We start from the raw sequence: 26610 nt of genomic DNA on the forward strand, positions 1-26610 counted from the left end.
TAAAGCAGCCCGCTCCTAACGCCGCGCGAGGCTGCAACCGCTCGACAGCTGTCGTGTCGATCCAGTCGAGCCGTCATTCGACTGAGACGGGAATTCATCGAACGGCGAGTTCTGCTTGCCGGTGTTGAATTCGAAGATCTTGCGGAACAGGCCGGGTGCCATCGCGGAGATCGGATTGACGCGCATCACGGGCGCAGCCGGGGTGCCGACGACCTCATAGGTCACGCCGATCAGCCCCTCATTGTTGCCGCCGCCGAGGAAGATGCCGAACAGCGGGATCTGGCCGAAGATGTTGTTCACGCCATACATCGGCACGAAGGTGCCGCTCATGCACACCTGGTTGCCGGGATAATCGATCGAGCCCTCGATGGTGGCACCGATCATGGGGCCTTTGACCACGCCGTCGCGGATCGTGAGCGCGCCGTTTTGCCGGGTGAACTCGGCGCGCAGCGCGTTGAAGGAGACGCCGTTGCCGGTGCCGTTCGGCGCGCCTGCCGCGACGCGCTCCAGCTGCGCCTCGCCCTTCACCGTGAAGTCGCGCACGTTGATGAGGCCCTCGCGCGCCGTGTTCGGCTCGGAGGTCGGCGGCTCCATCGCCACGACCATCTGGCCACCGACCGCCTTGGTGTAGATATCGGTGAAGCGCAGCAGCGCGCCCGCATCGTTTGTCTGGAGATAGATCACTTCGCGGTTGCCCTGGGCGCGGCCACCGCGCAGATCGGCTGCCACCGGCGTGTCGCGGCCGATCTTGCCGCTGAGCGTGAAGGCTTTGATCGCGCCGTTGCGTTTCGACATCTTGGCATCGACGCTGCGCATCGCCTCGCCGTTGAAGCCGGCGACGGCACCAAGCTTCACGTCGATATCGAAATCGACGTTCTTCATCCTGTTCTTGGCGTCATCCTTCGAATTGCCCGAGATTGCCGACTTCAGGAAGCCCCGGCCGTCGAAGACGTCGCCACGCATCGTGCCGCGCAGCACGCCGTCCTGACCGCGTTCGGCCTTCAATGAGGTCTTGTCGCCGTCAGACGGCGAATACGTCGGGAAATTGACGTTCATGAGCTCGCCGTTGGCGTCGACCTCGAGCGAGCCCTTGATCGAGGCGCCGCCGCCTTCGACGACGATGTCTTCCAGGCGCGTCGATTGGGCCGTCGGCACCACCTTGAAAGTGGCCTTGCCGGACTTGCCCGGCAGCTTGACCCAGCCGGGCAGGATGTTGTCGAGCTTGACCGAGGTCAGGTCGGCCTCGACGCCGAGCTTCGTCGTCTGATCCGGGCCGCTGGCGATCTTGCCCGACAATTTGATCGGCAATGATCCGCTGACGGCGGGGCTGAGATCGAATCCCAGGCGCGCGCGGCTGGCATCGTCCAGCGTCGCCTGCAACCTGACATCCGCATCGCCCTCGGCCGGCTTGCGATAGTCGAGCGAGGCCGCCTGGCCGTTGATCTTGACGTCGCCCTTGACTTGGTAGCCCTGGTTACTGGCTGATATCTTGAGGTTGTTGGCCTCGAGTTTCTGGTTCATCACCAGCTTGTCGGCGGCAAAGCCGTTGAGCTCGGCGCTGACGGCATAGGCGGTATCAGCCTTGGTCAGCTCGCCCTTGACCGGCATGCCGAGCTGGATGTTCGCGGAGAACGTTCCCTTGCTGGTATTGGGATCGACGACGGTTGCCGACAGATCGCTCAGCCGATCATTGGCGAGCATCTCGGCGGCCGCCGGCACCGAGCCTTCGACACGGAACCTGCTCCGCGACGGCGACGGCTTGGGCGCCATATCAGGCACCTCGAACACGAAGTCGGAGATCGTGACCTTGCGGCCGGAGGGCGTATCCGCAACCCCCTGCCCGATGTTCACGGTCGCAGTGCGTCCGGTCACGCGCGCCTTCAAATCGGCATCGCGCACCACCGGCATGCCATCCACCGGGCGGACCGCGACGCCGCTCGCGACGATGTTCACCGACAGACCGTCGTCCGGAATGGGCGGGCCCTTGCGCGGCAGGTTCTTGGTCGGCGAGTTCACGCCGATCTCGATGCGCTGGAGCGTTCCGCGCTCGATCCGCTCGATCACCCATTCACGCAATTCGGGCACGATCAGCGTCGGCCACATCCGCTTCAAGGCGGAGGCCGACATCGGCGTTCCCGCAAAGCCGAGGGTCAGCCGCGGCTCGCCCGAATAGTCGAGCGCGCCGGTGCCGGCGACGCCGATCTCGCCGTTTGAGACATCGGCCTGCGTCAGCAAGATGCGCTTGTGGTCGGTATCGAAGCGGAAGCCGATCGCGATGCGGTTGAACACGAGCGGCGGCTCGTTGTCGATGCCGCCGAGCAGGATCGACCCCCCGCTGAAGCCGAGCTGCCAGTCGTTGGTGGTGCCGTTGGGCGGCTCCAGATGACCCAGCAGCGTCAGGCGGTTCGCGCCGGAGAGAATCTTGAATGGTGCGACCAGCACCCGCCGGTTCGCATCCCATTCGACGTTGATCTCGGCCGAGTCGATTCCCATGGGATAGTCGGGCGTGTCGCTGTCGATGATGTTGCCGGCGCCGACCGCGATCTTGCCGCGGAAAAACGTCGGCACGCCGTCGCGGCCGAGCTCACCCTTGAGCTCGCCCGTCAGCGGCAGGTCGGCGGTGTAGGTGAGGTCCTTCACCCGCAGCGCCAAGAGGATGTTGGAGGTCGAGACCTTGTCGGCCTTGATGTCGACCGAGCGCACGCCGTTCTCGGCCGGGCCGATCGTGGCGCGCAGCATCCACGGGCGCGCGCCCTCCTCGCCGAGGCTGAGCGCGACGCCGCCGTGGCTCGGCCGGCGCAGGCTGAGCGTGATGTTCTCAAACGACCATTTGCTGCCGCGCTGCTGATCGTCGACGATCAGATTGCCGTTCTTCAGACCGATCTCGTTGAGGTTCTGGCCGTCGAGGCCGGTCATGCTCAGACTATCGAGCCAGTCGAGGCCCTGGAGGATGCCGCTCTGCGCGGTCGCCTGCGGTACGGCCTGCGACACCTCCGGGCTCGCAGGCGCGGTCGCGAATGGCGGCGGCGGGACACCGTTACGCGGGAATGTCGGCGGCAGGCCCGCGTCCTTCTTCGATGCGACACCGGTCGCCAGCGGCTTTGCGGTGTCGCCGGCGGACACGGTGACAGTCCCGTCAGGCGCGATGCGGATTGCGAGCTCGGCATCGACGAGGTTGAGGCTCTCGGCGCGCAGGTGCCCCATCAGGAGGGCTGCACCCGACAGCTTCACCTCGGCCTTCGGCGCGCTGGCGACGATGGCGTGATCGCGGTCGCGAACGATGATGTCTCGGATGCGGACGGCGACTCGGACCCGGCCGGCGCGCTCGATCTGGGTGCCGCCGACCTCAACCGTGTTGCCGTGGCCGATATTGTCCTCGATCGCGGCCGCCAGCCATGGCGTGGCGATGTCGAGATTGATCGGACCGGCACCGAGCCGCCACCACAGCGCACCAAAGCAGCCGACGAAAATGACGACCAGGGTGCCGACGACCACGGCCATGCGCTTCAGCCAGCGGCCGCCACCCACCCAGCGGCGTAACGCGCCGAATCCGTCACCGAACCGATGGAAGCCCGACCCGGAACGCGCCAGCAACCGGCGTGCGCGATAGCCCGCCGCCGCTTCCTGATCCGGATCCCAGTCGGCGTCATCCCATTCCTGCGGCTCATATTGGCCGCCGCGCCGATCGAAATCCCGGTTGTAGTCCTGGGGCGACGTATTCCTTGCCATTGCCTCTCGATACAGGCGCCCGTCATTGGATTGAGCGCTGCCGGGACCGCAGCCGTCCGCGGGAAGTGAAGCTCCCTGCGGCGGCACTGCCGCCATACCTCGAATATTCCTGCTGTTCGTCATTTCGCCCCGGGAGCGCGTTCAACGAGCAGTGGGGTGGTGTGTGGAATTCCTTGTAACCATACTCCGGCGTCGTCAGACTTGCCCAGCCGAGGGCGCGATTCCGGCACGCCGGACGAGAGCTGCAATACCGCTTCGGTTGACCCGCCGAAAGCGTCGAAAGGAAGGCGTATGTCCAAGAAATCCCGAAAGAAATCGTCCAAAACGTCCTCCGGCAGTCCGACAGCGAAAAAGAAGACCGCAAAAACGCGGGCCGCGACTCAAATAAGATCCGCGAAAACACAGCGGACACCGGCACGCAAATCAACCGGGACCATAGCAAAAGCAGGATCGCACAAGGCCGCCTCGAAACAGTTAAAGTCATCCAAATCGGCCGCCCCGCCCGCTACGGCGAAGTCCGCCTTGGCCGAGGGCCAAAAGGCCCCCGCGTTCCGCCTGCCTCGCGACGGCGGCGACGTGGTCACCTTGGCGGACTATGCCGGCCGAAAGCTGGTCCTGTTCTTCTATCCCCGCGCCGACACTCCCGGCTGCACAAGGGAGGCGATCGACTTCACCCGCCTGGCCGGCGCCTTCGCTGCCGCCGGCACCGCCGTGCTCGGCATCTCCGCCGATCCGTTAAAGGCCCAGGAGAAGTTCCGCGACAAGCACAGGCTCGGCGTTCCTCTCATCTCCGACGAGAAACATGAGATGCTGGAGGCCTATGGGGCATGGGGCCAAAAATCCATGTACGGCAAGAGCTTCCTGGGGATTCTTCGCACCACGGTACTGGTCGGGGCGGACGGTAAGGTGGCCCGGGTCTGGCGTAACGTCCGGGTCGACGGCCATGCTGACGAGGTGCTGGAGGCGGCAAGAAGCCTTTAACCAGTCCTTTAAATTCGCGCGCTCCTATTTCCGGAAAATTAACCATGACCAGCCCAGATTGCTGCGGCAATTGAGCCGCAAGGAACCCATCCGACCGGCGCGGGAGTGCCGATGTCGAAAAGTTCTGTCCAATACTCGCACTACCCCCAACATCATCCTCACGACCACGGTCGGGCCTTCCAGCGCCGTCCGGCCGCCGCGGCGGCGGCAACCGCGATTCCCCTGCCCGCTACCGACGATGCCTACACCATCGTCCATGCCGGCAAGCAGGTTCGCTTCGGCCCTGTGGTGTTCTGGATCGTGGTCGGCACCGTGGTGCTGCTCGGGCTGTGGTCGGCAGCGACGGCCACCTATTTTGCGTTCCGTGACGACGTCCTGACCCGGCTGATCGCCCGTCAGGCCGAGATGCAATACGCTTATGAGGACCGCATTGCCGAGCTTCGCGCCAAGGTCGACCGCACCACCAGCCGCCAGCTGCTCGACCAGGAACAGTTCGACCAGAAGCTCGACCAGATCATGAAGCGACAGACGGCGCTGGAGTCCCGGGCCACGGCGCTCGGGGCCATGCCCGACGTCACTGGCTCGATTCCCCGCGCCGCCCCGCAGCGCGGTGATTCGAGCCAGACCACGCCGAAGCCGTCGCCGATCAGCGACACCGTGATCTTCGTGGCGCCGCCGGATCGCGAAGCGCGTCTCGAATCGCGCGCGCCGACCGTCGTGGCGGCACCGACCAACCAATTCAGCAAGAACCAGGGTTTCGACAACGTCCTGGTCCGGCTCACGACATCGCTTGATCAGGTCGAGCGGCGCCAGATGGCGGCGCTCAACGCCGTCGAGGAAAGCATGGATTCACGCATGCGCCGGATGCGCGGCGTGGTCAGCGATCTCGGCCTGAACCTTGCCCATCTCGAAGCCGCCGTGCCGCGCACCGCGATGGGCGGGCCGTTCGTCCCCGTCAAGCTGACGGCCAATGCCGGACCGTTCGAGAAGCAGCTCTATCGCATCAACACCACGCGCGCTGAGATGGACCGTCTCAACCGCACGCTGGCGCTGGTGCCCTACCGCAAGCCCGTCATCGGCGAGGTCGAGTTCACCTCCGGCTTCGGCGTGCGCAGCGATCCCTTCCTGGGCCGGCCCGCTATGCACACCGGCCTCGATTTCCGCGCTGCCACGGGTGACCCCGTCCGCGCCACCGCCTACGGCAAGGTGGTTTCCGCCGGCTGGTCCGGCGGCTACGGCCGCATGGTCGAGGTCGACCACGGCAACGGGCTTTCGACCCGCTACGGACATCTATCCGAGATCAACGTCAAGGTCGGCGAGATCGTGAAGATCGGCCAGGTCGTCGGGCTCGTCGGGTCCACTGGCCGTTCCACCGGTCCGCATCTGCACTACGAAACCCGCATCGAAGGCGAAGCGGTGGATCCGCAGAAGTTCTTGCGCGCCGGCGTGCGTCTTAGCGCGGGCTAGCGCGGGCAGCGCTGACGATCACTGGCTGCGCTCGTGGCCGACCTCGCCGGTGATGACGTCGCCGAACAGCTCCCACGCTTGACCGTTGAAGCGCATCAGCTGCATCTGCTCGATCGGAAAATAATCGTCCGGTGAGGTGTTGACCGTGATGCCAGGCAGCATCAGGTCGGTGTGGAAATCCCTCAGGTTGGCCGCCTGCTTCATGACGTTCTCGCGGGTGAGATTGTCGCCACACTGCTTCAGGACCTGCGCCACCGCCTCGGCCTGCACATAGCCGTAGATGTTGTTGGCGTTGGCCTTGTCGCCGTCAGGATAATATTTGTCCATGAACTCGCGCCACTTGATCACCGCAGGGTCCTTGTCCCAGGTCGGGTCGGTCGGGTCCTTGAGGTAAGCAGTCGAGATGATGTCCTTGGCATAGTCGAGCCCGGCGGGCTTGAGCACCGATGCGACTGACGTTGCGGTGTTGGCAAGGAAGAACTTCGGCTTCCAGCCGAGCTCACCCACCTTCCGGATCGCCTGCGCGGAGCCCTTCGGCGCGGCCCATGAGAAGAAGATGTCGGCGCCGGAATCGTGCAGGGCCACGATCTGCGAGTCGATCGAGGGATCGCTGACCTCGTAGGACTTGTCGGCGATGATCATGCCGACCTTGTCGCCGAGCCCGTCCTTCAGGCCCTTGAACTGGTCCTTGCCGGCGTCGTCGTTCTGCCAGAACACCGCGATCTTGCCGTTCGGAAACTTGTCGCGGATATATTTTGCGTAGATCCGCCCTTCGCTCTGGTAGTTCGGCTGAAAGCCCATGGTCCACGGGAAATTCTTGGGATCGCCGAACTTGGTGCCGCCGGAGGCGACGAAGAGCTGCGGCACCTTCTTGGCGTTCATGTATTTCATGATCGCGGAGTTCGAGGGGGTGCCGAGCGCCTGGAAGATCAGCAGCACCTCGTCGCTCTCGACCAGCTTGCGCGCCTGCTCGATCGCCTTCGGCGGCGAATAGGCATCGTCATAGCTGATGAAGTTGATCCTGCGTCCGTTGATGCCGCCCTGGTCGTTGATCATTTTGAAATAGGCGGCCTCGGTCTTGCCGATCACGCCATAGGATGACGCCGGCCCGCTATAAGGCATGATGTTGCCGATCTTGATCTCGGTGTCGCTGGCGCCGGGGTCATATTTCTTCTGCGCCAAACCCGGCGTCGCGACGAGCGCTCCGGCAACAAGCATGGCGAGGGCAGCGAGATTCTTGCGACGACCCGGCATCGTTCTCTCCCCTATTGTATTTTTGTTTTGCTGGAGTGTCGCAAGGAGGACAGCGGCTGGCAAGCATCACGATTTTCCGCGTGGTGAAACGAACTACACGCCCCGCTGCAGCAGGTGCAAAGCGCGCCCGTCAATCAGGAGCAGCGCACTGCCGACGACGATGGCTCCCGCAATCTCGCGCGTTGAGATCGGCTCGCCCAGCACCAGCCAGCCCAACAGGATGGCGGTGACGGGAATGAGCAGCGTCACCAGCATGACATTGCTCGCGCCCGAGCGCCGGATGATCTGAAAGAAGACGATATAGGCGAGTGCCGTCGACAGAGCAGCGAGGCCGAGCACGGCGAGCCACGTCGCGACGCCGGGCGTTGCAAGGCGCCATGGCTGCTCCACCACGCCAGCGACGACCGCCATCATCACCGTCGACGCCATCAGTTGAAACGTGGCCGTCCCCAGTGGCGCTGCGTCCTTCAGCAATCGCCGCGCCGCCAGCGCCGCAAAGCCATAGCTCAGTGCGCCGCCAAGGCAAAGCAGGATGCCGAGCCCCTGCCCCGGCCTTGTCTCGAAGCCCCATCCACGCAGCAGCATCACGCCGGCAAGGCCCAACGCTACCCCGGCCAGGCGGCGCATCTGCAAGGCCTCCTCGCCCGCTGCAATCATGACGACAATCGTGAACATCGGCGTGGTCGCGTTCAGGATCGACGCCAGCCCGCTCGGAATGAATGTCTGGCCGATCACGATGAACGAGAACGGGATGACGTTGTTGAGCAGCCCGATCGCGACAAACGGCGTCCAGTCCGCCCAGCTCTTGGGAAAGCCGATTCCCTGCATGCGTAGCAACGGCAGCAGCAGGGCCGCGCCGAGCGCAACGCGCAGAAACACCAGCGTCAGCGGCGGCAACTCCCGCAACGCCGCGCCGTTGAAGAAGAACGAGCCGCCCCAGAGAATTGAGAGCACAACGAGCAACGACCAGTCGCGCGCATCGATCCGCTTGTCGTTCGGGGGCATGCGTCTCGCCTCGGCGGCCAAGTCCGTCCGCATAGAACGGCACGACTGATAGTGCCACCCGATTTCCGTTGAAGCACAGTTTTGCAGAAGCGTTGCTCGGAATGGATCCAGCGACGAGGCCATTCCATCGATGCGATGGGCTAGGACGGCTTCTTCGGCCGCGACACCAGCTCGATCATCCTGCCTTCGTCGTCATCCGGCAGCGCGGCCCTCGCCTGCGCATAAGCCTCGACTGCAGCGCGCGAGACCAGCGGCTTGTCCGCCAAGAGACTCTCGGCGAGCTTCACGGCGTAGGCGGCATCCTTGTGCCGCAGCGCTGCGGTGAAGGTCGCGCCGGAAAAATCGCGGGCGACCATGCGCTTGGAGTGGCGCTGCACCTGCGGGCTTGCGGCCACGCCCGCCTGGATCGACTCCAGCACGAGGTTCATGTCGAGCCCGGCCTGCTCGGCGATGGCAAGGCCCTCGGCAAGCCCAGCGATCTGGATTGCGCCCAAGAGATTGTTGATGAGCTTGTAGACCGTGCCGGAGCCAACCGCGCCGAAATGGCGGATGGTCGAGCCGATTGGTTCGAGATAGGGCCGCGCACGCTCGAGATCGGCCGCATCGGCGCCGACCAGCAGCGTCAACTTCCCGGCCGCCGCCGCGTCCGGCAAGCCGGTCACGGGGCAATCGATATAGATCAGCCCGCGCGCGTTGAGCTCGCGCCCCATCTCGCGGGCGTGGTCATAGGAGACGGTGGAGCACTCGATCGCGATGGTGCCGGCCTTCGCGGTCTTGGCCGCGCCGTTCGGCCCCAGCCAGACCGCGCGGGAGGCCTCGTCATCGGCCACCATGGTCACGACCGCGTCGGCATCGATCGCGGCGTCCTCCGGCGAGGTCGCCCAATGCGCGCCGCGCGCAATCAGGTCTTCCGCCTTGGCCTTGCTGCGATTCCACAAGCTCACGGTGAAGCCGGCATCGAGATAGCGGCCGGCCATGCCGTGGCCCATCCGTCCAAGCCCGATGAAGGCGACGCGGGGCATAATCAGTCCACGTCCTCGACGTCGCCGGCGGTCGTGCCGAAGGCGCGCTGCGCCAGCGTCGCTGCCATGAACTCGTCGAGATCGCCGCCGAGCACACCCGCGGTGTCGGACGTCTGCACGCCCGTGCGCAGATCCTTCACCATCTGGTAGGGCTGCAGCACGTAGGAACGGATCTGGTGACCCCAGCCGATATCGGTCTTGGCGGCCTGGTCAGCCGCGGCCTTCTCCTCGCGCTTCTTCAGCTCGATCTCGTAAAGCCGCGCGCGCAGCATGTCCCAGGCCTGTGCCCGGTTCTTGTGCTGGGAGCGGCCGGCCTGGCAGACCACGGCAACGCCGGTCGGAATATGCGTCAGGCGCACCGCGGATTCGGTCTTGTTGACGTGCTGGCCGCCGGCGCCGCCCGAACGCATGGTGTCGGTGCGGACGTCGGATTCCTTGATGTCGATCTTGATGCTGTCGTCGATGACGGGGAACACCTGCACGCTCGAGAACGAGGTGTGCCGCCGCGCATTGGAATCGAACGGCGAGATGCGCACCAGGCGATGCACGCCCGCCTCCGTCTTCAGCCAGCCATAGGCATTATGCCCCGAGACCTGGATCGTCGCGGACTTGATGCCGGCTTCTTCGCCCTCGGACTCCTCGAGGTACTCGACCTTGAATCCGTGGTTCTCGGCCCAGCGCGTGTACATGCGCAAGAGCATCTGCGCCCAGTCCTGGCTCTCGGTGCCGCCGGCGCCGGCATGGACTTCGAGATAGGAATCGAAGCGGTCGGCTTCGCCCGACAGCAGCGCCTCGAGCTCGCGGCGCGCCACTTCCTTCTTGAGGTTTTTCAGCGCGGCTTCGGCTTCGGCAACGACGCCGTCATCGCCCTCGGCCTCGCCGAGCTCGATCATGCCGATGTCGTCTTCGAGCTCCTGCTCGACCTTGCCGATGCCGGACAGCGCATCCTCCAGCGAGGTGCGCTCCTGCATCAGCTTCTGGGCTTTCTGGGGATCGTTCCAGAGATTGGGATCTTCTGCGAGCTTGTTCAGCTCAGCGAGGCGCGCCGTCGATTTCTCGACGTCAAAGATGCCTCCTCAGCAGCCCGACTGACTGCTTGATCTCTTCTACCAACCGTTCGATTTCGGCGCGCATGTTGTTCTCGGGTCTCGCGGAAATCCCGCCTGCAATTCGAGATGGGGATGTAGCGGCGGCGGCTGCAAAGCGCAACCGCCGGAACCGCGATCGTCTGTCTTATCCGCGGCCTAGTACAGTCCGCCGGTGCCCGGCCGCATGAAGAAGCCGGCATCGGGCTGCTGCTGTTGCGAGGCCGGCATGCGGCCGTCGGCATCGGCCACGCCGATGACGGAGTAATTATCCGGGGGCGCCGTACCCGGTTTGAAGGCTTCGAGGATCGTCCCGCCGGTCTCGCCCGGCCCGGCGCGCATGCCGGTCTTGGCGACGACGCGCACCAGCTTGATGCCGGCCGGCACCTTGAACGGAACGGCGGGCTTGTCGGCGAGCGCGAGCTTGAGGAAATCGCGCGCGACGGGTGCAGCCAGATGGCCGCCGGTCGCGGCATTGCCTTTGCCGAGCGGACGCGGCTTGTCGTAGCCCATATAGATGGCGACGGCGATATCGGGCGAGAAGCCGACGAACCAGGCGTCCTTGGCCTCGTTGGTGGTGCCGGTCTTGCCGGCGATCGGCTTGCCGACCTCCTTCACCACGGTCGCGGTACCGGCCTGGACCACGCCTTCCATCAGCTCGGTGATCTGATAGGCGGTCATGGAGTCGAGCACCTGCTCGCGGCGGTCGATCAGCTGCGGCTCAGGCTGGTTCTTCCAGCCGCCCGGCGCATCGCAGCCGCGGCATTCGCGCTGGTCGTGCTTGAAGATGGTATGGCCGTAGCGGTCCTGGATGCGGTCGATCAGGGTCGGCTTCACGCGCCGACCGCCGTTGGCGAGCATCGAGTAAGCCGTGACCATGCGCATCGCCGTCGTTTCGCCGGCGCCGAGCGCGTAGGAGAGATAGTTCGGCAGTTCGTCATAGACACCGAAACGGCGGGCGTATTCGCCGATCAGCGGCATGCCGATGTCCTGCGCGAGGCGCACCGTCACGGTGTTGAGCGACTGCCGCAACGCGTTGCGCAGCGTCACCGGTCCCTGGAATTTGCCGGAGGAGAAGTTTTCCGGCCGCCACACGCCTGCGCCCTGGCCCTGGTCGATTTCGATCGGCGCGTCGAGCACGACGGTCGAGGGCGTGTATCCGTTGTCGAGCGCGGCCGAATAGACAATCGGCTTGAACGACGAACCCGGCTGCCGATAGGCCTGCGTGGCGCGATTGAACTGGCTCTGGTCGAAGGAGAAGCCGCCGACCATCGCAAGCACACGGCCAGTCCAGGGATCCATCACCACCATGGCGCCGGACACTTCGGGGATCTGGCGCAGCCGGTACTGACCTTCGACCGGCTGTCCCTCCTTGGTGTAGAGCGGATCGGCATAGATCACGTCGCCAGGTGCAAGCACCTGCGCCACGGACGTCGGCGTCTTGCCCTTGGCGTTGCCTTGGGCCGCCCTCGCCCAGCGCACGCCGTCGAGCGTGACGAGGCCGGTCTCGCGCTGCTTGCTGATGGCGCCGCCGAGCTCGCGGCTCGGCTGGAAGCCGATGCGTGCCGACTGGTCGCTGGTCTCCAGCACCACCGCCATACGCCAAGGCGAGATGTCGGACAGCGACTTGATCTCGGCAAGCTTCACGCCCCAGTCGCCGGAGATATCGAGCTTGCTGATGGCGCCGCGATAGCCCTGCTGCTCATCGTAGTTCACGAGGCCGGCGACCATGGTCTTGCGCGCCATGACCTGGATCTTGGGATCGAGCGTGGTGCGGACGGAGAGACCGCCCTCGTAGAGCTTCTTCTCGCCGTAGCGCTCGAAGATGTCGCGGCGGACTTCCTCGGCGAAATATTCGCCGGCGAAGGTGTGGGCACCATTGGAGCGGTTGGTCACGGCCAGCGGCTCCTTGCGCGCCTTGTCGGCGTCGGCCTGCTTGATCCAGCCGTTCTCCAAGAGACGGTCGATGACGTAGTTGCGGCGCTCGATGGCGCGATCGCGGTTACGGACCGGATGCAGCGTCGCCGGCATCTTCGGCAGCGCCGCCAGATAGGACGCTTCCGCCACCGTCAGCTCGTTCACCGACTTGTCGAAATAGACGAGCGAGGCGGCTGCGATACCGTACGCGCCGAGGCCGAGATAGATTTCGTTCAGGTACAGCTCGAGGATCTTGTCCTTCGAGTAGGTCTTCTCGATCCGCATCGCGAGCAAGGCTTCCTTGATCTTGCGGGCGAAGGAGACCTCGTTGGTGAGCAGGAAGTTCTTGGCGACCTGCTGGGTGATCGTGGAAGCACCCTGCGGACGGCGGTTGGAGCCGTAGTTCTGCAGATAAAGCAATCCGGCGCGCGCCATGCCGGTGTAGTCGATGCCGCCATGCTCGTAGAAATTCTTGTCTTCGGCCGCGAGGAAGGCGTTGATCACGAGCTTGGGCACCGCCTGGATCGGCAGATACAGCCGCCGCTCCTTGGCGTATTCGCCGAGCAGCGAGCCATCGACCGCATGCACGCGCGTCATCACCGGCGGCTCGTAATCCTGTAGCTGAGAGTAGTCCGGCAAGTCCTTGGAGAAATGCCAGATCAGGCCTGCCACGGCCCCGACACCGACAAGGAACACCACCGTTCCCGCGGCGAACAGGAAGCCCATGAACCGCACCAGCAAGCGCATTATCTGTTTATCCGTTCAAACTCTGGATCAGCCCAGTATCAGCCCAGTATCGGTCCCTTGGCACCCCAAACAGGCGCCAACCTCACGTCGCGAATTCACCGGCTTACGCAATCACATCAATGCCGGACTTAAGACGCTTGCCGAACAGGATTCTCGCCGATTCCGGAACCCCCTGCGGGGTTTTTATAAAGCGTCCGCTGTGGCCAAACTAGGGCCTTTGGGCCGGGAGGGACAAACCGTTTCAGTTCGACGTCCCGGCTGTGGCCATCCGCTTGGTCAAAAATGCGTCGATCGCCTGTGCCATCGAGCCCACGGCACGGGATCGCCACCCCTCGGAGACCAGGTGCTCGAGGTCTCCCTTGTTGGAGACATAACCGATCTCGACCAGTACCGAGGGCACATCGGGCGCCTTCAGGACTCGGAAGCCGGCGGACTTCAGGGGATGCTTGTGCATCCGCACCGTCTGCTTCATTTCCCCCATCAATAGGCGGGCGAAACGGTTTGAAAAGGTGCGGGTTTCCCGCTGCGTGAGGTCGATCAGGATGTCGGCGACGTCGGTCGGCTCCTCCGCGAGGTTGAAGCCGGCGATCGCATCGGCCCGGTTCTCCGCATCCGCCAGCCGCTGGGCCTCGGCGTCGGACGCCTTGTCGGAGAGCGTATAGATGGTCGCCCCTTGTGCATCGCCCTCGGCACGCGGCAGCGCATCGGCATGAATCGAGACGAACAACGCCGCCTTGAGATTGCGGGCGATCTTGGTCCGGTCATTGAGGGGAATGAAGGTGTCGTCGTCCCGCGTCATCACCACGCGGTACTTGCCGGCCTTCTCCAGCTTGTCGCGTAGCGCCAGGCCAAAAGCCAGCACCAGGTTCTTCTCGCTCTCGCCGCTCGACTGCGTCCCGTTGTCGATGCCGCCATGCCCGGGATCGATCACGACCACCGGACGGCCGTCAGCCTTCTGCTGCGCGGCTTCCGGAGCCGTCGGGCTGGGAACCGTGGCAGGCGGCGCTTCCGCGATCGCGGGCCGCAGCTCAGGACGGTTTTCAGGGGCAAGTGACGACACGAATGCGGTGCGGTCGACCTCCTCCAGCTCGAGCACGAGCCGGGCCGGCTGGCCATTGGCCGCCTCGAGCACGTAGGAATTGGCGATCTTCGCCGGCCCGGTCAGGTCGAACACGATTCGCGAGCCGCCGGGCATGACGAGCCCGTAGCGGAAGGCCTTGACCAACCCCCGTCCCCCGCTCCCGGTACCGGCAGGCAGCTGAAAATTGACTTGCGGCACATCTACCACCACGCGGTAGGGGTCGGCCAGCGTGACGGCGCGGAAGGTGACGGTCTGGTCGAGGTCGAGGATGAAGCGGGTCTGCCTGCCATCGCCGGCCAGCCGGGCGGCCGAGGCGACTGGAAAATTCGATGCCGCAACAGTGGGTTGCAGTTGGCTTTCCGCAGCAATGAGGCGCGAGGAATCAGCACACGGCAATGCCGCGATGCACAGCAACACGCCTCCCAGCAAAACCTGTCGATTTGTGCGGCTCGCCACCGATTCCGTGCCTCCGAGCAGCCCTCTTAACGCAATAGAACCACAGGGTTAATCGCTCCTTAATGACAGAGCTGCGAAACTCGCCGACTGTGACCGCCGTGCGACGCTCCCTTGCACGGATGGCTCATTCCTCGTATGTACGGAATGCTGACGGCCGATATTCCCGGTTGTGTCGCATTCAGCCTTCCGGTGCAGCGCCGGAACTCCCAAGGTTTGGGAATTCCAGCGTTTTCCGCTTCCCTCTAAGACCAGCGCGGTGCGCGGCAGCGAGGTGAAGCGGGTCAAGCCCCGGCGGCGGACGGTCTCGGGTTACCACTCATGTTACCGGGACGGTTCTGACAGCGACGTAACCCATTACCCGGTCCCTTGATCCCAAGGGGGCGGTTCGTGATCCCAAGGCGAGCGCGCTCGCGCCGTGCCTGGCCAGCAGCAACTGATTGAAGGGCGGCCTCGCCGCCCAATGTTTCATACGGGCCGACGCTTGATGCGCCAGACTGTGCCGACGAAATCTGAAGGATCATTCGCGACGCTGCGGAGTGACAATCCCGCGCGTCGCAATGGTCCTGAAGCTTCCGGTTCGGCAAGGCGCGAGAGACGGCGTTTCGGCCTTCCCCTCAGCCCCGAATCAGGTGGACCGTCGCGTCACCCGGCGGCGCGATACGCGCCCACGGTTTATCGCGTCCGCCGCCGCCAAGAGTTAAGACATGCCCAACAAGATGTTGATCGATGCCACCCACCCGGAAGAGACCCGGGTAGTCGTGGTCCGCGGCAATCGCGTCGAAGAGTTTGATTTCGAGACCGCGCAACGCAAGCAACTGCGCGGGAATATCTACCTCGCCAAGGTCACCAGGGTCGAACCCTCGCTCCAGGCCGCCTTCGTCGAATATGGCGGTAACCGCCACGGCTTCCTCGCCTTCAGCGAAATCCATCCCGACTACTACCAGATCCCGGTCGCCGACCGGCAGGCGCTGATCGAGGCCGAGGAACAGGCCCATCGCGAGGCCGAGGAAGAGAGCGAGAACCGCTCGCACGGCCGCCGCCGTTCGCGCCACCGCAGCGCCCGCCGCCGCGGTCATGGCGAACGCGTGCGCAGCGACATCGTCGAAGGCCTCGACGCCGGAGCCGATCCCGTCGCGCAGCCCGTCGAGGACGCGACACCGCCGGAACACGAGGGCGAGCCTCTGCACACCGAGGCGGAGCATCACGGCGAGCATGAGGGCCACGATCACGATCATGACGAACATGATCACGATGATCATCATCACGCCCATGATGACGAGCACCATCACGCTCACGATCATGACGCCCACGATCATGAGGGCGAGCGCGATCCTCACGACCATGAGCATGCCGATGAGACGCCGGCTCCCGTCGCTGCGGTCGGCGCCGAGCCCGTGGTCGCGACCGAGACCGTTACCGAGCCGCAGCCGGCCCAAACCTTCGAGACTGCCCCCGAAGCTCATGCCGCGGAAGCGCATGCGGAACGTCTGGCTGAAGCCGTGACATCAGCGGCCGAGCCGGCCGATGCCGTCTACGCCGCCGGAGAGGGCACTGAAGCGCCGCATGCCGAGCCCGTGGACGCAGTCGGCGAGGATGACGAGGACGAGGACGGCGAGGATGCCGAAGAGGAAGTCGTCGAATCCGTCGGCGGCGACGACGTGCTGGAGGAAGTGCCGGAGCGCACCTTCCGCCCGCGCCGTCAGTACAAGATCCAGGAAGTCATCAAGCGCCGCCAGGTCATGCTGGTGCAGGTCGTCAAGGAAGAGCGCGGCAACAAGGGCGCGGCGCTGACGACCTACCTCTCGCTCGCCGGCCGCTACGCCGTGCTGATGCCCAACACCGCACGCGGCGGCGGCATCAGCCGCAAGATCACCAGCGCGCAGGATCGTTCGCGCCTCAAGGAAGTGGTGCAGGATCTCGACGTGCCCGAGGGCATGGGCATCATCCTGCGCACAGCCGGCGCCTCCCGCACCAAGCCGGAGATCAAGCGCGATTTCGAATATCTGATCCGGATGTGGGAAACGGTACGCGACCTCACGCTGAAGTCGCAGGCCCCGACCCTCGTCTACGAGGAAGGCTCGCTGATCAAGCGCTCGCTGCGCGACCTCTACAACAAGGAGATCGACGAAATCCAGGTCGCCGGCGAGGCCGGCTACCGCGAAGCGCGCGATTTCATGAAGATGCTGATGCCCGCCAATGTCAGCGCGGTGAAGCAGTATCGCGACGGCCAGCCGCTGTTCTCGCGCATGGGCGTCGAGAGTCAGCTCGATGCGATGTTCTCGCCGACCGTGCAACTGCGCTCCGGCGGCTACATCGTGATCAACCAGACCGAGGCGCTGGTCTCGATCGACGTCAACTCCGGACGCTCGACCCGCGAGCACCACATCGAGGACACTGCGCTCAAGACCAATCTGGAGGCGGCCGAAGAGGTCGCCCGCCAGCTTCGCCTGCGCGACCTCGCCGGCCTGATCGTCATCGATTTCATCGACATGGACGAGAAGCGCAACAACCGCGCGGTCGAGCGCAAGCTGTCCGATTGCCTCAGGCAGGACCGCGCACGCATCCAGGTCGGCCGCATCTCGCATTTCGGCTTGCTCGAGATGTCGCGCCAGCGCATCCGCGCCAGCGTGCTGGAGAGCTCGACCGACCCGTGCCCGCATTGCGGCGGCACCGGCCACGTCCGCTCGGTGTCCTCGGTGGCGCTGCAGCTCTTGCGCGGCCTCGAAGAGATCCTGATGAAGGGCGCGACCCACAACCTCGTGGTCCGCACCCGCACCGACGTCGCGCTCTATGTGCTGAACCACAAGCGCGGCCATCTGCGCGACCTCGAGAACGGCTTCAAGGTCACGCTGTCGGTGATCGCCGATCCCAGCGTCAGCGGTCCGCAGGCCTATGTGATCGACCGCGGCGAGCAGGTGCATACGCTCGAAGCCGCCAAGGCGCTGCTCGCTGCGCAGGCCGCTGCGAGCCCGCCGCCACTGGCCGAAGAAGCCTATGACGACGAGGATGGGTTCGACCTGGAGACTGAATCCGAGGTCGAGACCGACGAGACCGAAGGTCTTGCCGACGAGCAGGCTGCCGGCGAGGCTGCCTCCGAGCAGGACGGCCAGCGCCGCAAGCGCCGTCGCCGCCGGCGCGGCCGCGGTGGCCAGCGCGACAGCGAGTTGCGCGAGGATACCGCCTCCACGCTGCCCGAAGCGGCCATGGCGGCCGGTGAAGGTGAAGACGAGACCGAGTCCGAGCAGGACGGCGAGGAAGGCGAGGAACAAGCAGCCCGTGGCGAGCAGCAGGGCGGCGGCGAGCGCCGGCGCAGGCGTGGTCGCCGGGGCGGACGCCGCCGTCGCGGTGGCGGCGAGGAAGGTCTCGCCGGATCCATCAACGACGAACTCGGCACCAATCCGCCGCCGGAAGCTGCCGGCGCGGTGGCCGATTTCGACGGCTTCGGCAGCGAGACCGCGCCCTCGATCGCGCAGACCGAGCACATCACCGAGCCGCAAGTCGAGCAGCCTGAGCCGCGCGCCGAGGTGCAGACCGAAGCGCCGGCCCAGGCGGAGCCGGCTCCCGCCGCGACCGCGACGCCAGAAGAAGAGCCCGCCGGCGACAAGACCGCGCGGCGCCGCTCCACCGTCCGGGAAAAGGTGAGCTTCCTGCTGAACAGTCAGCCCGAGCCTGCAACGCCGGTGGCACAGGCGACCGAACCGGTTGCTGCGCCCGCGCCGGCACCCGAGCCCGCGCCGGAGGCCGCAAGCGAAACCCCGGCCGCACCGCGCCGCGCCGGCTGGTGGTCACGCCGTTTCGGCGGCGGCCAGTAAGCCACACTCATGGAAACGCCCGGCCGAGCCGGGCGTTTTTCGTTGCGTGCAAATGTCCTTGCTCGCGCGAGCGGGCGTCTTGCTTGCGTGGAGTTGATGGTAGCCATGATGGTAGCCATGATGCGGCCGACAGAGATGCGGTCGAACTCGCAAATATCCTCCGGCGCACAAAACTGGTGTGCAGCGCATCCAACCCGGCTTCTGATGTGCTAAGTCGTCTTCACGACTTAGCAGAGGACCAGCGTTGTCAGAGCTTTGTGATTCCAGTGCCGTTGAGCTGCGTCGCCTGTTGGCCGCACGGACGATCTCGCCTGTCGAACTCCTCGACGCCTGCCTGTCGCGCATCACCGCCGTCAATGGCGCCGTCAACGCCGTCGTGACTCTGGATGAGCCGGGCGCACGTGCAGCCGCGAAGGCAGCCGAGGCAGCCATCCTGCGCGGCGAGGATCGCGGCGCGCTGCACGGCCTGCCTGTCTTGATCAAGGACACGCAGGACACCGCCGGGATGCGCTCCACCTATGGCAGCCCGCTGCTGCGCGACAACGTGCCGGCCGCCGATCAGGGTTCGGTCGCTCGCTTGCGCGCGGCCGGCGCCATCATCTTCGGCAAGACCAACACGCCGGAATGGGCGGCCGGCGGCAACACCCGCAATCCCGTGTTCGGCGCGACCGGCAACCCGTTCGACCCCATGCGTTCGGCGGCGGGCTCGTCCGGTGGCTCGGCGGTGGCGCTCGCCTGCGGCATGGCCCCGCTCGCCTCGGGCTCCGACACCGGCGGAAGCTTGCGCAATCCGGCCGGCTTCTCCGGCATCGTCGGGATGCGCCCGTCCTACGGCCTCGTGCCGAGCGAAAAGCGCATCTTCGGCTGGTCGAACCTCTCGACCGACGGGCCGATGGCGCGCAACGTTGCCGACGCCGCGCTGATGCTCTCGGTGATGGCGAGCGACGATGCCCGCGATCCGCTCGCCTACACCCTGCCCGGCGAACCGTTGCGGGCCCGTGCCGAGCGCTGGGCCGCGCCGCGCCCCGCCGATCTCGGCAAGCTGCGTCTCGCTTTCACCGAAGACTTCGGCTTCGCACCGACCGAGCAGGCGATCCGCCGCGTGTTCCGCGCACGCGTGAAGAAGCTTGCACCGCTGTTCGCCGACTGCCGCGAGGCCACACCCGACTGCTCCGGCGCCGACGACGCCTTCGCCGTGCTGCGCGCCGGCATGTTCCTGGCGACGCATGGCAAGAATTACAAAGAACGTCCCGAGATGCTCGGCCCCAACGTCCGCGCCAATGTCGAGGAAGGCCTCGGCTACACGCTCGAGGACTACGCCCGCGCCGCCACGACACAGACGCGGATCTATCGAGCCTACCAGACCTTCTTCGCAAATTGCGACGTGCTGATCAGCCCGACCATCACGCTGAGCCCGCGGCCGTGGTCGGAGCTCTATCCCGCCGAGATCGACGGCGTGCCGACCAAATCTTATTTCCACTGGCTCGCGCTCGCCTATGCCGTCACGCTGCCCGGCCATCCCGCGATCAGCATTCCGCTCGGTCTCGATGAAGCTGGCCTTCCGTTCGGCCTCCAGATCGTCGGCCCGCGCGGCGGCGATGCGATCGTGCTCTCGGTCGCCGCGAGCATCGAGGCTGCGTTCGCGAACGATGCGCAATTGTGCCGCCCCGTGCCCGATTTCGCACGGCTCGCCGCTGCACCGCCGCTATCGGCCGCACCAGATTTCCTCACCTGGGAATGACCCGGGCCTGACAGGAGAATCGTTTCCGATGCAAAGCGCGATCATTCTCGGCGGCGGCATGGTGGGCGTGGGTGCCGCGCTGCATCTGCAGCAGCGCGGCTGGTCGGTCACGCTGGTCGATCGCAGGGAGCCCGGCCGCGAGACCAGCTACGGCAATGCCGGGATGATCCAGGCGGAAGCGGTGCGGCCCTATCCGATGCCGCGCGATCTCGCCTCGCTCTTGAAGATCGCGACCGGCCGCACCAACGACGTGCGCTACAGCCTCTCCTCCCTCCATCTGCACATCGAGCCCCTGCTCCGCTATTGGTGGCATTCGGCGCCGAAGCGGCATCGCGAGGCGATCGCCGGCTGGGCGCGCCTGATCGCCAGCGCGACGGCCGAACACGACATCCTGATCCGCGAGGCCCATGCCGACAATCTGATCCGCCGGGCCGGCTATCGCGCGCTGTACCGCGATGCCGCCGCCCTGGAGCACTCGATCAAGGACGCGGAGCAAGATCGGCGCGAATTCGGTGTGAACTTTCGCGTTCTGTCAGGCAGCGAGTTGACAAAAGCCGAGCCGATCCTGCGCGACGATCTGCCCGGCGCGATCCATTGGCTCGACACCTGGACCGTGTCCGATCCGGGTGCGCTGGTGACCGCCTATGCGGAGCTGTTCGCGCGCCTCGGCGGCCGGATCGTGCTGGGTGATGCGCAGTCGCTGCGGCAAACTGCGACTGGCTGGTCGGTCGACACCGATCAGGGGCGCATCGATGCTCCCCACGCCGTCGTGACGCTCGGACCCTGGTCGCCCGATCTGTTGTACAAGTTCGGCTATCGCATCCCGCTGGTGCGCAAGCGCGGCTATCACATGCATTATAGCGGCGGCGCTTCGCTCGACCTGCCGCTCGTCGACAAGGCCCGTGGCTACGCCATGGGCCCGATGGCCAAGGGAATTCGCATCACCACCGGCGCTGAGCTGACGGGCCCGGATGCGCTCGCAACACCGGTACAGCTCGCCAGCGCGGAAGCCTCCGCGCGCGAGCTGATCGACCTCGGCAAACGGGTCGAGCCCGATCCGTGGTTCGGCACCCGCCCCTGCACGCCGGACATGCTGCCGGTGCTCGGTCAGGCCCCGCGTCATCCCGGCCTCTGGATGAACTTTGGTCACGGGCACCAGGGTTTTACGCTGGGCCCTGCGACCGGGCGCCTGCTCGCCGAGATCATGAGCGGCGAGACGCCGTCGATCGATCCCGCGCCGTACCGGCCGGAGCGGTTTTAACCCTCCGCGTTCGCGGCGAGCACCGCGAACGCAGCCGACAGGCGCATCAAGGGGTCGTCCCGGAGCCCAAGAAAAAGGGCTGATCGAGGATCTCGACCAGCCCTGTTACTTCAAGATCTGACAGCGCAGCTCGCGCCGTCAGATCGGATCAGTCCGTGGTGATCGCCGTCTCCATGTCGGTCGGATCGATCTGCTTGGAAAGGTTGGCGTTGAGCTTGTCGCGGTCGAGCTCGCCTTCCCACCAGGCCACGATCACGCAAGCGACGCCGTTGCCGCACAGATTGGTCAGCGCGCGGCACTCGCTCATGAACTTGTCGATGCCGAGCACGATCGCCATGCCCGGCACGAGGCGCGGATCGACCACGGCGAGCGTTGCCGCCAGCGTGATGAAGCCCGCGCCGGTGATGCCGGAGGCGCCCTTCGAGGTCAGCATCGCCACGACCAGGATCGTGAGCTGCTGGCTGAAGGAGAGATCGTAACCGAGCGCCTGCGCGATGAAGAGCGTTGCCAACGTCATGTAGATGTTGGTGCCGTCGAGGTTGAACGAGTAACCCGTGGGCACGACGAGGCCGACAACCGACTTGGAGCAGCCGAGCCGTTCCAGCTTTTCCATCAAGGTCGGCAGCGCGCTTTCCGACGACGAGGTGCCGAGCACGATCAGCAGCTCGTCCTTGATGTAGGCCAGGAACTTGAAAATCGAGAACCCAGCCAGGCGCGCAATGATGCCGAGCACGACGAACACGAACAGCGCAGCCGTGACGTAGAACGTCGCGATCAGGCCGATCAGGTTGAGGAGCGCGCCGGTGCCGAACTTGCCGATCGTATAGGCCATCGCACCGAACGCGCCGATCGGCGCTGCACGCATCACGATGGAGATGACGCCGAACACCGCATGCGCGGCGTCGTCGATGAAGCTGCGGATGGTGTGGCCGCGCTCGCCAAGGCTCATGATGGCAAAGCCGAACAGCACCGAGAACAGCAGCACCTGCAGGATCTCGCCTTGCGCGAACGCCCCGACCACGGTGTCCGGAATGATGTGCAGCACGAAGTCGACCGACTTCTGACCCGCGGCCTGCTTGGCGTAATTTGCAACGGCCGCCTCGCTGGCCGCCCCACTGCCGAAGCCCGCACCAGGCTTCACGAGATTGCCGATGAGGAGCCCGATCACCAGCGCGAAGGTCGAGACGACCTCGAAATAGACCAGCGCCTTGACGCCGATGCGTCCGACCTTCTTCGCATCCTGGATGTGGGCGATGCCGGAGACCACGGTGCAGAAGATGATCGGGGCGATCACCATCTTGATCAGCTTGATGAAGCCGTCGCCCAGCGCCTTGATCCAGTCGTTGGTGGCAACCGACGGCCAGAGCCATCCGACGATGGCGCCGAGCACGATGGCGATCAGCACCTGAACGTAGAGAATCTTGTACCACGGCTTGGCTGCGGCCGGCGCGACCGGCGCCCCCGCCATCGTTGTCGTCGTCATCGTTTCACTCCCCCTCAAACGTTGGGGCCAGCCAAGATCAACTTGGCCGGCCCTGTCAATTGGAACTGCTCTCTTATTGCGCGCTTTACCCGCGGCGATCGACGATCCGGCGGACCGCCGGCATCAGGGTCGCGCCGAGAGCATTCTTGACCAGTGAACCCGCAATGAACGGCACGATGCCGACCTGCCAAGCCTTGGCAGCGCCGAGACCGATGCCGAAAGCGAGCCAGGCAAAGCCCGCAGCCAGGATGACGATGTGGCCCATGGCCATCGCCGCAAACAGCCGCACAACGCTGCGATCCCAGCCGCGCTCGGCGAGCCAGCCGGTGACAAACGCAGCCAGCACAAAGCCGAACAGATAGCCCGCGGTCGGGCCAACCAGCGGTGCAATCCCACCCACGGGACCGGCGAAAACCGGCAGCCCCATCGCACCCTCGGCGAGGTAGGCGATCATGGTTGCGCTGCCAAGGCGCCAGCCATAGGCAGCGCCGATCATCAGCACCACCAGCGTCTGCAGCGTCATCGGCACATAGGGCAGCGGCAGGTTGACCTTCGCTGACAGCGCCATCAGCGCCGTGCCGAGCGCAATCAGCACGAAGGCGCGAAAGCCGCCGACGGCCTCGCCCGGCCGGGTCGGCCACATCAACGCGGCGAGAGAAGAATGTGGTGCAGCGGCGGACGGGACGGAACGGTCTGACAAGTTGAACTCCGGAAGGCTGTCGAATTGGCGGCTATTTAAGCCAGTGAGCGATCCGGTCAACTGCTTCCCGCATCTCATCGAGCGAGCGGGCATAGGAAAACCGTATGAATGAACGGCCGTGTATGGGATCGAAATCGAGGCCTGGCGTTGCCGCCACGCCCGCCTGCTCCAGCATTTGATTGGCGAACTCGAAGCTGTCCGAGGTGAAGTCCGAGACATCGGCATAAAGATAGAAGGCACCGTCGGCCGGCAGGAATCTCGTCAGTCCAGCCTTGGGCAATCCATCGATCAGGACACGCCGGTTTTCCTGATAGCCGTGCTTGATCTCCTCCATCTCGGCAGCGCCATCAAAAGCCGCTTCGGCCGCGATCTGCGACAGCGCCGGCACCGAAATCGACAGGTTCTGTTGCAGCCGCTCGATCGGCCGCACCAGGATATCGGGAACGACCATCCAGCCGACGCGCCAGCCCGTCATGCAAAAATACTTGGAGAACGAGTTGATCACGAGTGCGTGCCTGGACAGCGCCGCCGCTGTCACGGCGGGAAATGCGTAATCGAGCCCGTGATAGATCTCGTCCGAGATGAAGCGGATGCCTGCGTCTTCCGCGGCAGCAATGAGGCCCGCGAGCGCTTCGCGGGACATCATCGTGCCCGTCGGATTGGCCGGGCTGCCGACCAGCACGCCCTTCAACGGCGCCTCGCGATGGGCGGCGAGCAGGGCCTCGCCGGTGAGCGCATGACGCGTCTCGTTCGTGGTCTCGATCAGCACCGGTTCGCAACCGAGCGCGGTGAGGATGTGGCGGTATGGCGGATAGCCCGGCACCGTCACCGCGACGCGATCGCCAGGCTCGAACATCGACAGGAAAGCCAAAATGAAGCCGCCGGAGGAGCCTGTGGTCACCACGATCCGCTCGGGGTTGACGTCACAACCATAGGTGTCGCGATAATGCCGCGCGATGCGCTCGCGCAGGCTGGGGATGCCGAGCGCGGAGGTATAATCGATCCGTCCGGCCTCGAGCGCGGCATGGGCGGCCGCAATCGCGGTCCTGGGCGCGCCAGCCGCGGGCTGGCCGACCTCCATGTGGATGACATGGCCGCCGGCGGCCTCGATTCGGGCCGCCGCGGCCATCACGTCCATCACCATGAACGGGGGAACATCGCTGCGGCGGGAGGGCTCGAGCCACTGCCCCAACCGGTTCCTCAATGTCGCATCGTGCATCGATTTCTGCTATTCGCTGGCGGACCGATCGGGTCGGTCCGGAACACGGGGCGCTTGCGCCCCAGACTGGCCTCATTGTACGGCTCATAAGGGGCACGGCTCACAAGGGCATATCGCGTATCCGGTCCGCCGCCAATCGCCAAAACCAATCACGAAACTGCTTGATCAAGCCCGTTTGACCCAGACCGCTCGATGTTGCTCCAGACCGCATTGCGCCAGAAGGCCTCCGCCCTCACCGCCCTCGTCACGGCCGTCGCGATCGCGCTGACGCCGTTCTCGTCCGCGCACGCGCAAGCCAAGGGGCCGCCGGTCCTGCGCGACACCGAGACCGAGCAGCTGCTACGCGAATACACGCGCCCGATCCTGCGCGTCGCGGGTCTGGAGAAGCAGAACATCCAGATGGTGATCATCAACGACGGCTCGTTCAACGCGTTCGTCGCGGACGGCCGCCGCATCTTCGTCAATTGGGGCGCGATCCTGCAATCGGAGACGCCGAACCAGATCATCGGCGTGCTCGCGCACGAGACCGGACATCTGGCCGGTGGCCATCTGTCCAAGCTGCGCGAGCAGCTCGCCGCCGCGCAGACCCAGATGATCATTGCGATGCTGCTCGGCGCCGGCGCGATTGCGGCCGGCAGCACCCGCAGCTCGAGCGGGGGCAACAACGGGCTTGCCAATGCGGGCGCCGCCGCGATCTCCGCTCCGCAGGAGGTGATCCGACGGTCGCTGCTGTCCTATCAGCGCCAGCAGGAGGAGAATGCGGACCGCGCCGGCGTGAAATTCCTGACCGCGACGCAGCAATCGCCCAAGGGCATGTACGAGACCTTCAAGCGCTTCACCAGCGAGAGCCTGTTCGCCGCGCGCGGCGCCGATCCCTACCTGCAGTCGCATCCGATGCCGGCCGAGCGCGTCGCCGCGCTGCAGGAGTTCGCAAGCTCCAGCCCCTACTGGAACAAGAAGGACGATCCCGCGCTCCAGCTCCGGCATGACATGGTCCGCGCCAAGATCTCCGCCTTCATGGAGCGTCCCGAGACGGTGTACCGCCGCTATCCCCAGACCAACGACAGCCTGCCCGCGCGCTATGCCCGCGCCATCAGCACCTATTTGCACGGCGATCTGCGCAGCGCGCTCGCCCAGATCGACGCGCTGATCCAGGTTCAGCCGAACAACCCGTACTTCTACGAGGTGCGCGGTCAGGCGCTTTTGGAAAGCGGCAAGCCGGCAGAGGCGGTCGCTCCCCTGCGCAAGGCGGTCGCACTCTCCAACAACGCGCCCCTCATCGAGATGTTACTTGGGCAGGCTCTGGTTGGAACCGATAATAAAGCCTACACCGACGAAGCTGTTCGGATTCTCCGCGCCGCGGTGGCGCGAGAGCCCGAGGCGGCGCTCGGCTATACCCAGCTCGCGATGGCCTACGGCCGGAAGGGAGACTATGCCGAGGCAGATCTCGCCTCGGCCCAGGCCGCTTACTTGCGCGGCGACAACAAGACCGCCCGCGAGCTTGCCACGCGCGCGAAAACCCGTTTCGCCGTCGGCACACCCGGATGGGTAAAGGCCGACGACATCGTGGCGGCGAAGCCGCCGCGCAACTGACGCAACTCGAAGGACGCCCGATACCACGACGTCACGACACCGAGCTCAAGTCCACCG

General features: G+C 65.4%; 16 protein-coding genes. 6 read left to right on the forward strand and 10 right to left on the reverse strand.

The annotated features are described in order from the left end of the window. Window positions 1-15: 15 nt before the first annotated feature. Window positions 16-3825: a YhdP family protein gene (locus tag BRAD3257_RS21200; protein WP_162500292.1), complete on the reverse strand. Its 3810-nt coding sequence runs from the start codon at window positions 3823-3825 to the stop codon at window positions 16-18. Window positions 3826-4020: 195 nt separating this feature from the next. Between BRAD3257_RS21200 and BRAD3257_RS21205 the strand changes: the two genes are divergently transcribed. Together BRAD3257_RS21205 and BRAD3257_RS21210 are read left to right on the forward strand one after the other, a co-directional pair. Continuing rightward, window positions 4021-4710 (forward strand): peroxiredoxin, encoded by a 690-nt coding sequence (locus BRAD3257_RS21205; RefSeq protein WP_122403422.1) that lies wholly within the window; start codon window positions 4021-4023, stop codon window positions 4708-4710. 111 nt (window positions 4711-4821) lie between these two features. After that, window positions 4822-6177, forward strand: coding sequence for a M23 family metallopeptidase (locus tag BRAD3257_RS21210; RefSeq protein WP_174221583.1), 1356 nt, complete (start codon window positions 4822-4824; stop codon window positions 6175-6177). An 18-nt stretch (window positions 6178-6195) separates the two neighbouring features. Here BRAD3257_RS21210 and BRAD3257_RS21215 read toward each other — a convergent pair whose 3' ends face one another. From BRAD3257_RS21215 to BRAD3257_RS21240, 6 genes are all read right to left on the reverse strand, one after another. After that, window positions 6196-7431, reverse strand: coding sequence for an ABC transporter substrate-binding protein (locus BRAD3257_RS21215; protein WP_122403424.1), 1236 nt, complete (start codon window positions 7429-7431; stop codon window positions 6196-6198). Between the two features lie 93 nt (window positions 7432-7524). Continuing rightward, window positions 7525-8436, reverse strand: coding sequence for a DMT family transporter (locus tag BRAD3257_RS21220; RefSeq protein WP_122406690.1), 912 nt, complete (start codon window positions 8434-8436; stop codon window positions 7525-7527). Window positions 8437-8576: 140 nt separating this feature from the next. Further along, window positions 8577-9458, reverse strand: coding sequence for an NAD(P)-dependent oxidoreductase (locus BRAD3257_RS21225; RefSeq protein WP_122403425.1), 882 nt, complete (start codon window positions 9456-9458; stop codon window positions 8577-8579). A gap of 2 nt (window positions 9459-9460) precedes the next feature. Next, a protein-coding gene (prfB, locus tag BRAD3257_RS21230; protein ID WP_122403426.1) for a peptide chain release factor 2 occupies window positions 9461-10592 on the reverse strand; the annotation gives its coding sequence in 2 pieces (ribosomal slippage) (window positions 9461-10522 and window positions 10524-10592; 1131 coding nt in all). Window positions 10593-10702: 110 nt separating this feature from the next. After that, window positions 10703-13207 (reverse strand): penicillin-binding protein 1A, encoded by a 2505-nt coding sequence (locus BRAD3257_RS21235; RefSeq protein ID WP_122403427.1) that lies wholly within the window; start codon window positions 13205-13207, stop codon window positions 10703-10705. Window positions 13208-13448: 241 nt separating this feature from the next. Then, window positions 13449-14744, reverse strand: a complete 1296-nt coding sequence (locus BRAD3257_RS21240; RefSeq protein ID WP_122403428.1) for an N-acetylmuramoyl-L-alanine amidase — start codon at window positions 14742-14744, stop codon at window positions 13449-13451. 704 nt (window positions 14745-15448) lie between these two features. On the opposite strand from BRAD3257_RS21240, the gene BRAD3257_RS21245 reads away from it, so the two are divergent. From BRAD3257_RS21245 to BRAD3257_RS21255, 3 genes are all read left to right on the forward strand, one after another. Continuing rightward, window positions 15449-18556 (forward strand): Rne/Rng family ribonuclease, encoded by a 3108-nt coding sequence (locus tag BRAD3257_RS21245; protein WP_122403429.1) that lies wholly within the window; start codon window positions 15449-15451, stop codon window positions 18554-18556. A 244-nt stretch (window positions 18557-18800) separates the two neighbouring features. After that, window positions 18801-20297 (forward strand): amidase, encoded by a 1497-nt coding sequence (locus BRAD3257_RS21250; RefSeq protein ID WP_122403430.1) that lies wholly within the window; start codon window positions 18801-18803, stop codon window positions 20295-20297. Window positions 20298-20325: 28 nt separating this feature from the next. Next, entirely contained in the window at window positions 20326-21558 is a 1233-nt protein-coding gene (locus BRAD3257_RS21255) for an NAD(P)/FAD-dependent oxidoreductase (RefSeq protein WP_122403431.1), read from the forward strand. Between the two features lie 148 nt (window positions 21559-21706). Here the strand turns inward: BRAD3257_RS21255 and BRAD3257_RS21260 are convergent, their stop codons facing one another. The 3 genes from BRAD3257_RS21260 to BRAD3257_RS21270 all read right to left on the reverse strand — a co-directional run bounded on the left by BRAD3257_RS21260 (window position 21707) and on the right by BRAD3257_RS21270 (window position 24960). Continuing rightward, window positions 21707-23041 (reverse strand): dicarboxylate/amino acid:cation symporter, encoded by a 1335-nt coding sequence (locus BRAD3257_RS21260; protein ID WP_122403432.1) that lies wholly within the window; start codon window positions 23039-23041, stop codon window positions 21707-21709. 85 nt (window positions 23042-23126) lie between these two features. Then, window positions 23127-23684 (reverse strand): biotin transporter BioY, encoded by a 558-nt coding sequence (locus tag BRAD3257_RS21265; RefSeq protein WP_122403433.1) that lies wholly within the window; start codon window positions 23682-23684, stop codon window positions 23127-23129. 88 nt (window positions 23685-23772) lie between these two features. Continuing rightward, window positions 23773-24960, reverse strand: coding sequence for a pyridoxal phosphate-dependent aminotransferase (locus BRAD3257_RS21270; protein WP_122403434.1), 1188 nt, complete (start codon window positions 24958-24960; stop codon window positions 23773-23775). A gap of 192 nt (window positions 24961-25152) precedes the next feature. Here BRAD3257_RS21270 and BRAD3257_RS21275 point away from each other — a divergent pair, with 192 nt between their 5' ends. Beyond that, window positions 25153-26553 (forward strand): M48 family metalloprotease, encoded by a 1401-nt coding sequence (locus tag BRAD3257_RS21275; protein WP_122403435.1) that lies wholly within the window; start codon window positions 25153-25155, stop codon window positions 26551-26553. Window positions 26554-26610 lie beyond the last annotated feature (57 nt).

It is taken from the genome of Bradyrhizobium vignae (genome assembly GCF_900324035.1).
GTDB lineage: Bacteria > Pseudomonadota > Alphaproteobacteria > Rhizobiales > Xanthobacteraceae > Bradyrhizobium > Bradyrhizobium vignae.

Bases quoted from the DNA above. Each gene is read 5' to 3' on its own strand.
- BRAD3257_RS21200 (WP_162500292.1), bottom strand. From the start codon at position 3,825: ATGGCGGCAGTGCCGCCGCAGGGAGCTTCACTTCCCGCGGACGGCTGC.
- BRAD3257_RS21205 (WP_122403422.1), top strand. From the start codon at position 4,021: ATGTCCAAGAAATCCCGAAAGAAATCGTCCAAAACGTCCTCCGGCAGT.
- BRAD3257_RS21210 (WP_174221583.1), top strand. From the start codon at position 4,822: ATGTCGAAAAGTTCTGTCCAATACTCGCACTACCCCCAACATCATCCT.
- BRAD3257_RS21215 (WP_122403424.1), bottom strand. From the start codon at position 7,431: ATGCCGGGTCGTCGCAAGAATCTCGCTGCCCTCGCCATGCTTGTTGCC.
- BRAD3257_RS21220 (WP_122406690.1), bottom strand. From the start codon at position 8,436: ATGCCCCCGAACGACAAGCGGATCGATGCGCGCGACTGGTCGTTGCTC.
- BRAD3257_RS21225 (WP_122403425.1), bottom strand. From the start codon at position 9,458: ATGCCCCGCGTCGCCTTCATCGGGCTTGGACGGATGGGCCACGGCATG.
- BRAD3257_RS21235 (WP_122403427.1), bottom strand. From the start codon at position 13,207: ATGCGCTTGCTGGTGCGGTTCATGGGCTTCCTGTTCGCCGCGGGAACG.
- BRAD3257_RS21245 (WP_122403429.1), top strand. From the start codon at position 15,449: ATGCCCAACAAGATGTTGATCGATGCCACCCACCCGGAAGAGACCCGG.
- BRAD3257_RS21255 (WP_122403431.1), top strand. From the start codon at position 20,326: ATGCAAAGCGCGATCATTCTCGGCGGCGGCATGGTGGGCGTGGGTGCC.
- BRAD3257_RS21260 (WP_122403432.1), bottom strand. From the start codon at position 23,041: ATGACGACGACAACGATGGCGGGGGCGCCGGTCGCGCCGGCCGCAGCC.
- BRAD3257_RS21265 (WP_122403433.1), bottom strand. From the start codon at position 23,684: ATGTGGCCGACCCGGCCGGGCGAGGCCGTCGGCGGCTTTCGCGCCTTC.
- BRAD3257_RS21270 (WP_122403434.1), bottom strand. From the start codon at position 24,960: ATGCACGATGCGACATTGAGGAACCGGTTGGGGCAGTGGCTCGAGCCC.
- BRAD3257_RS21275 (WP_122403435.1), top strand. From the start codon at position 25,153: ATGTTGCTCCAGACCGCATTGCGCCAGAAGGCCTCCGCCCTCACCGCC.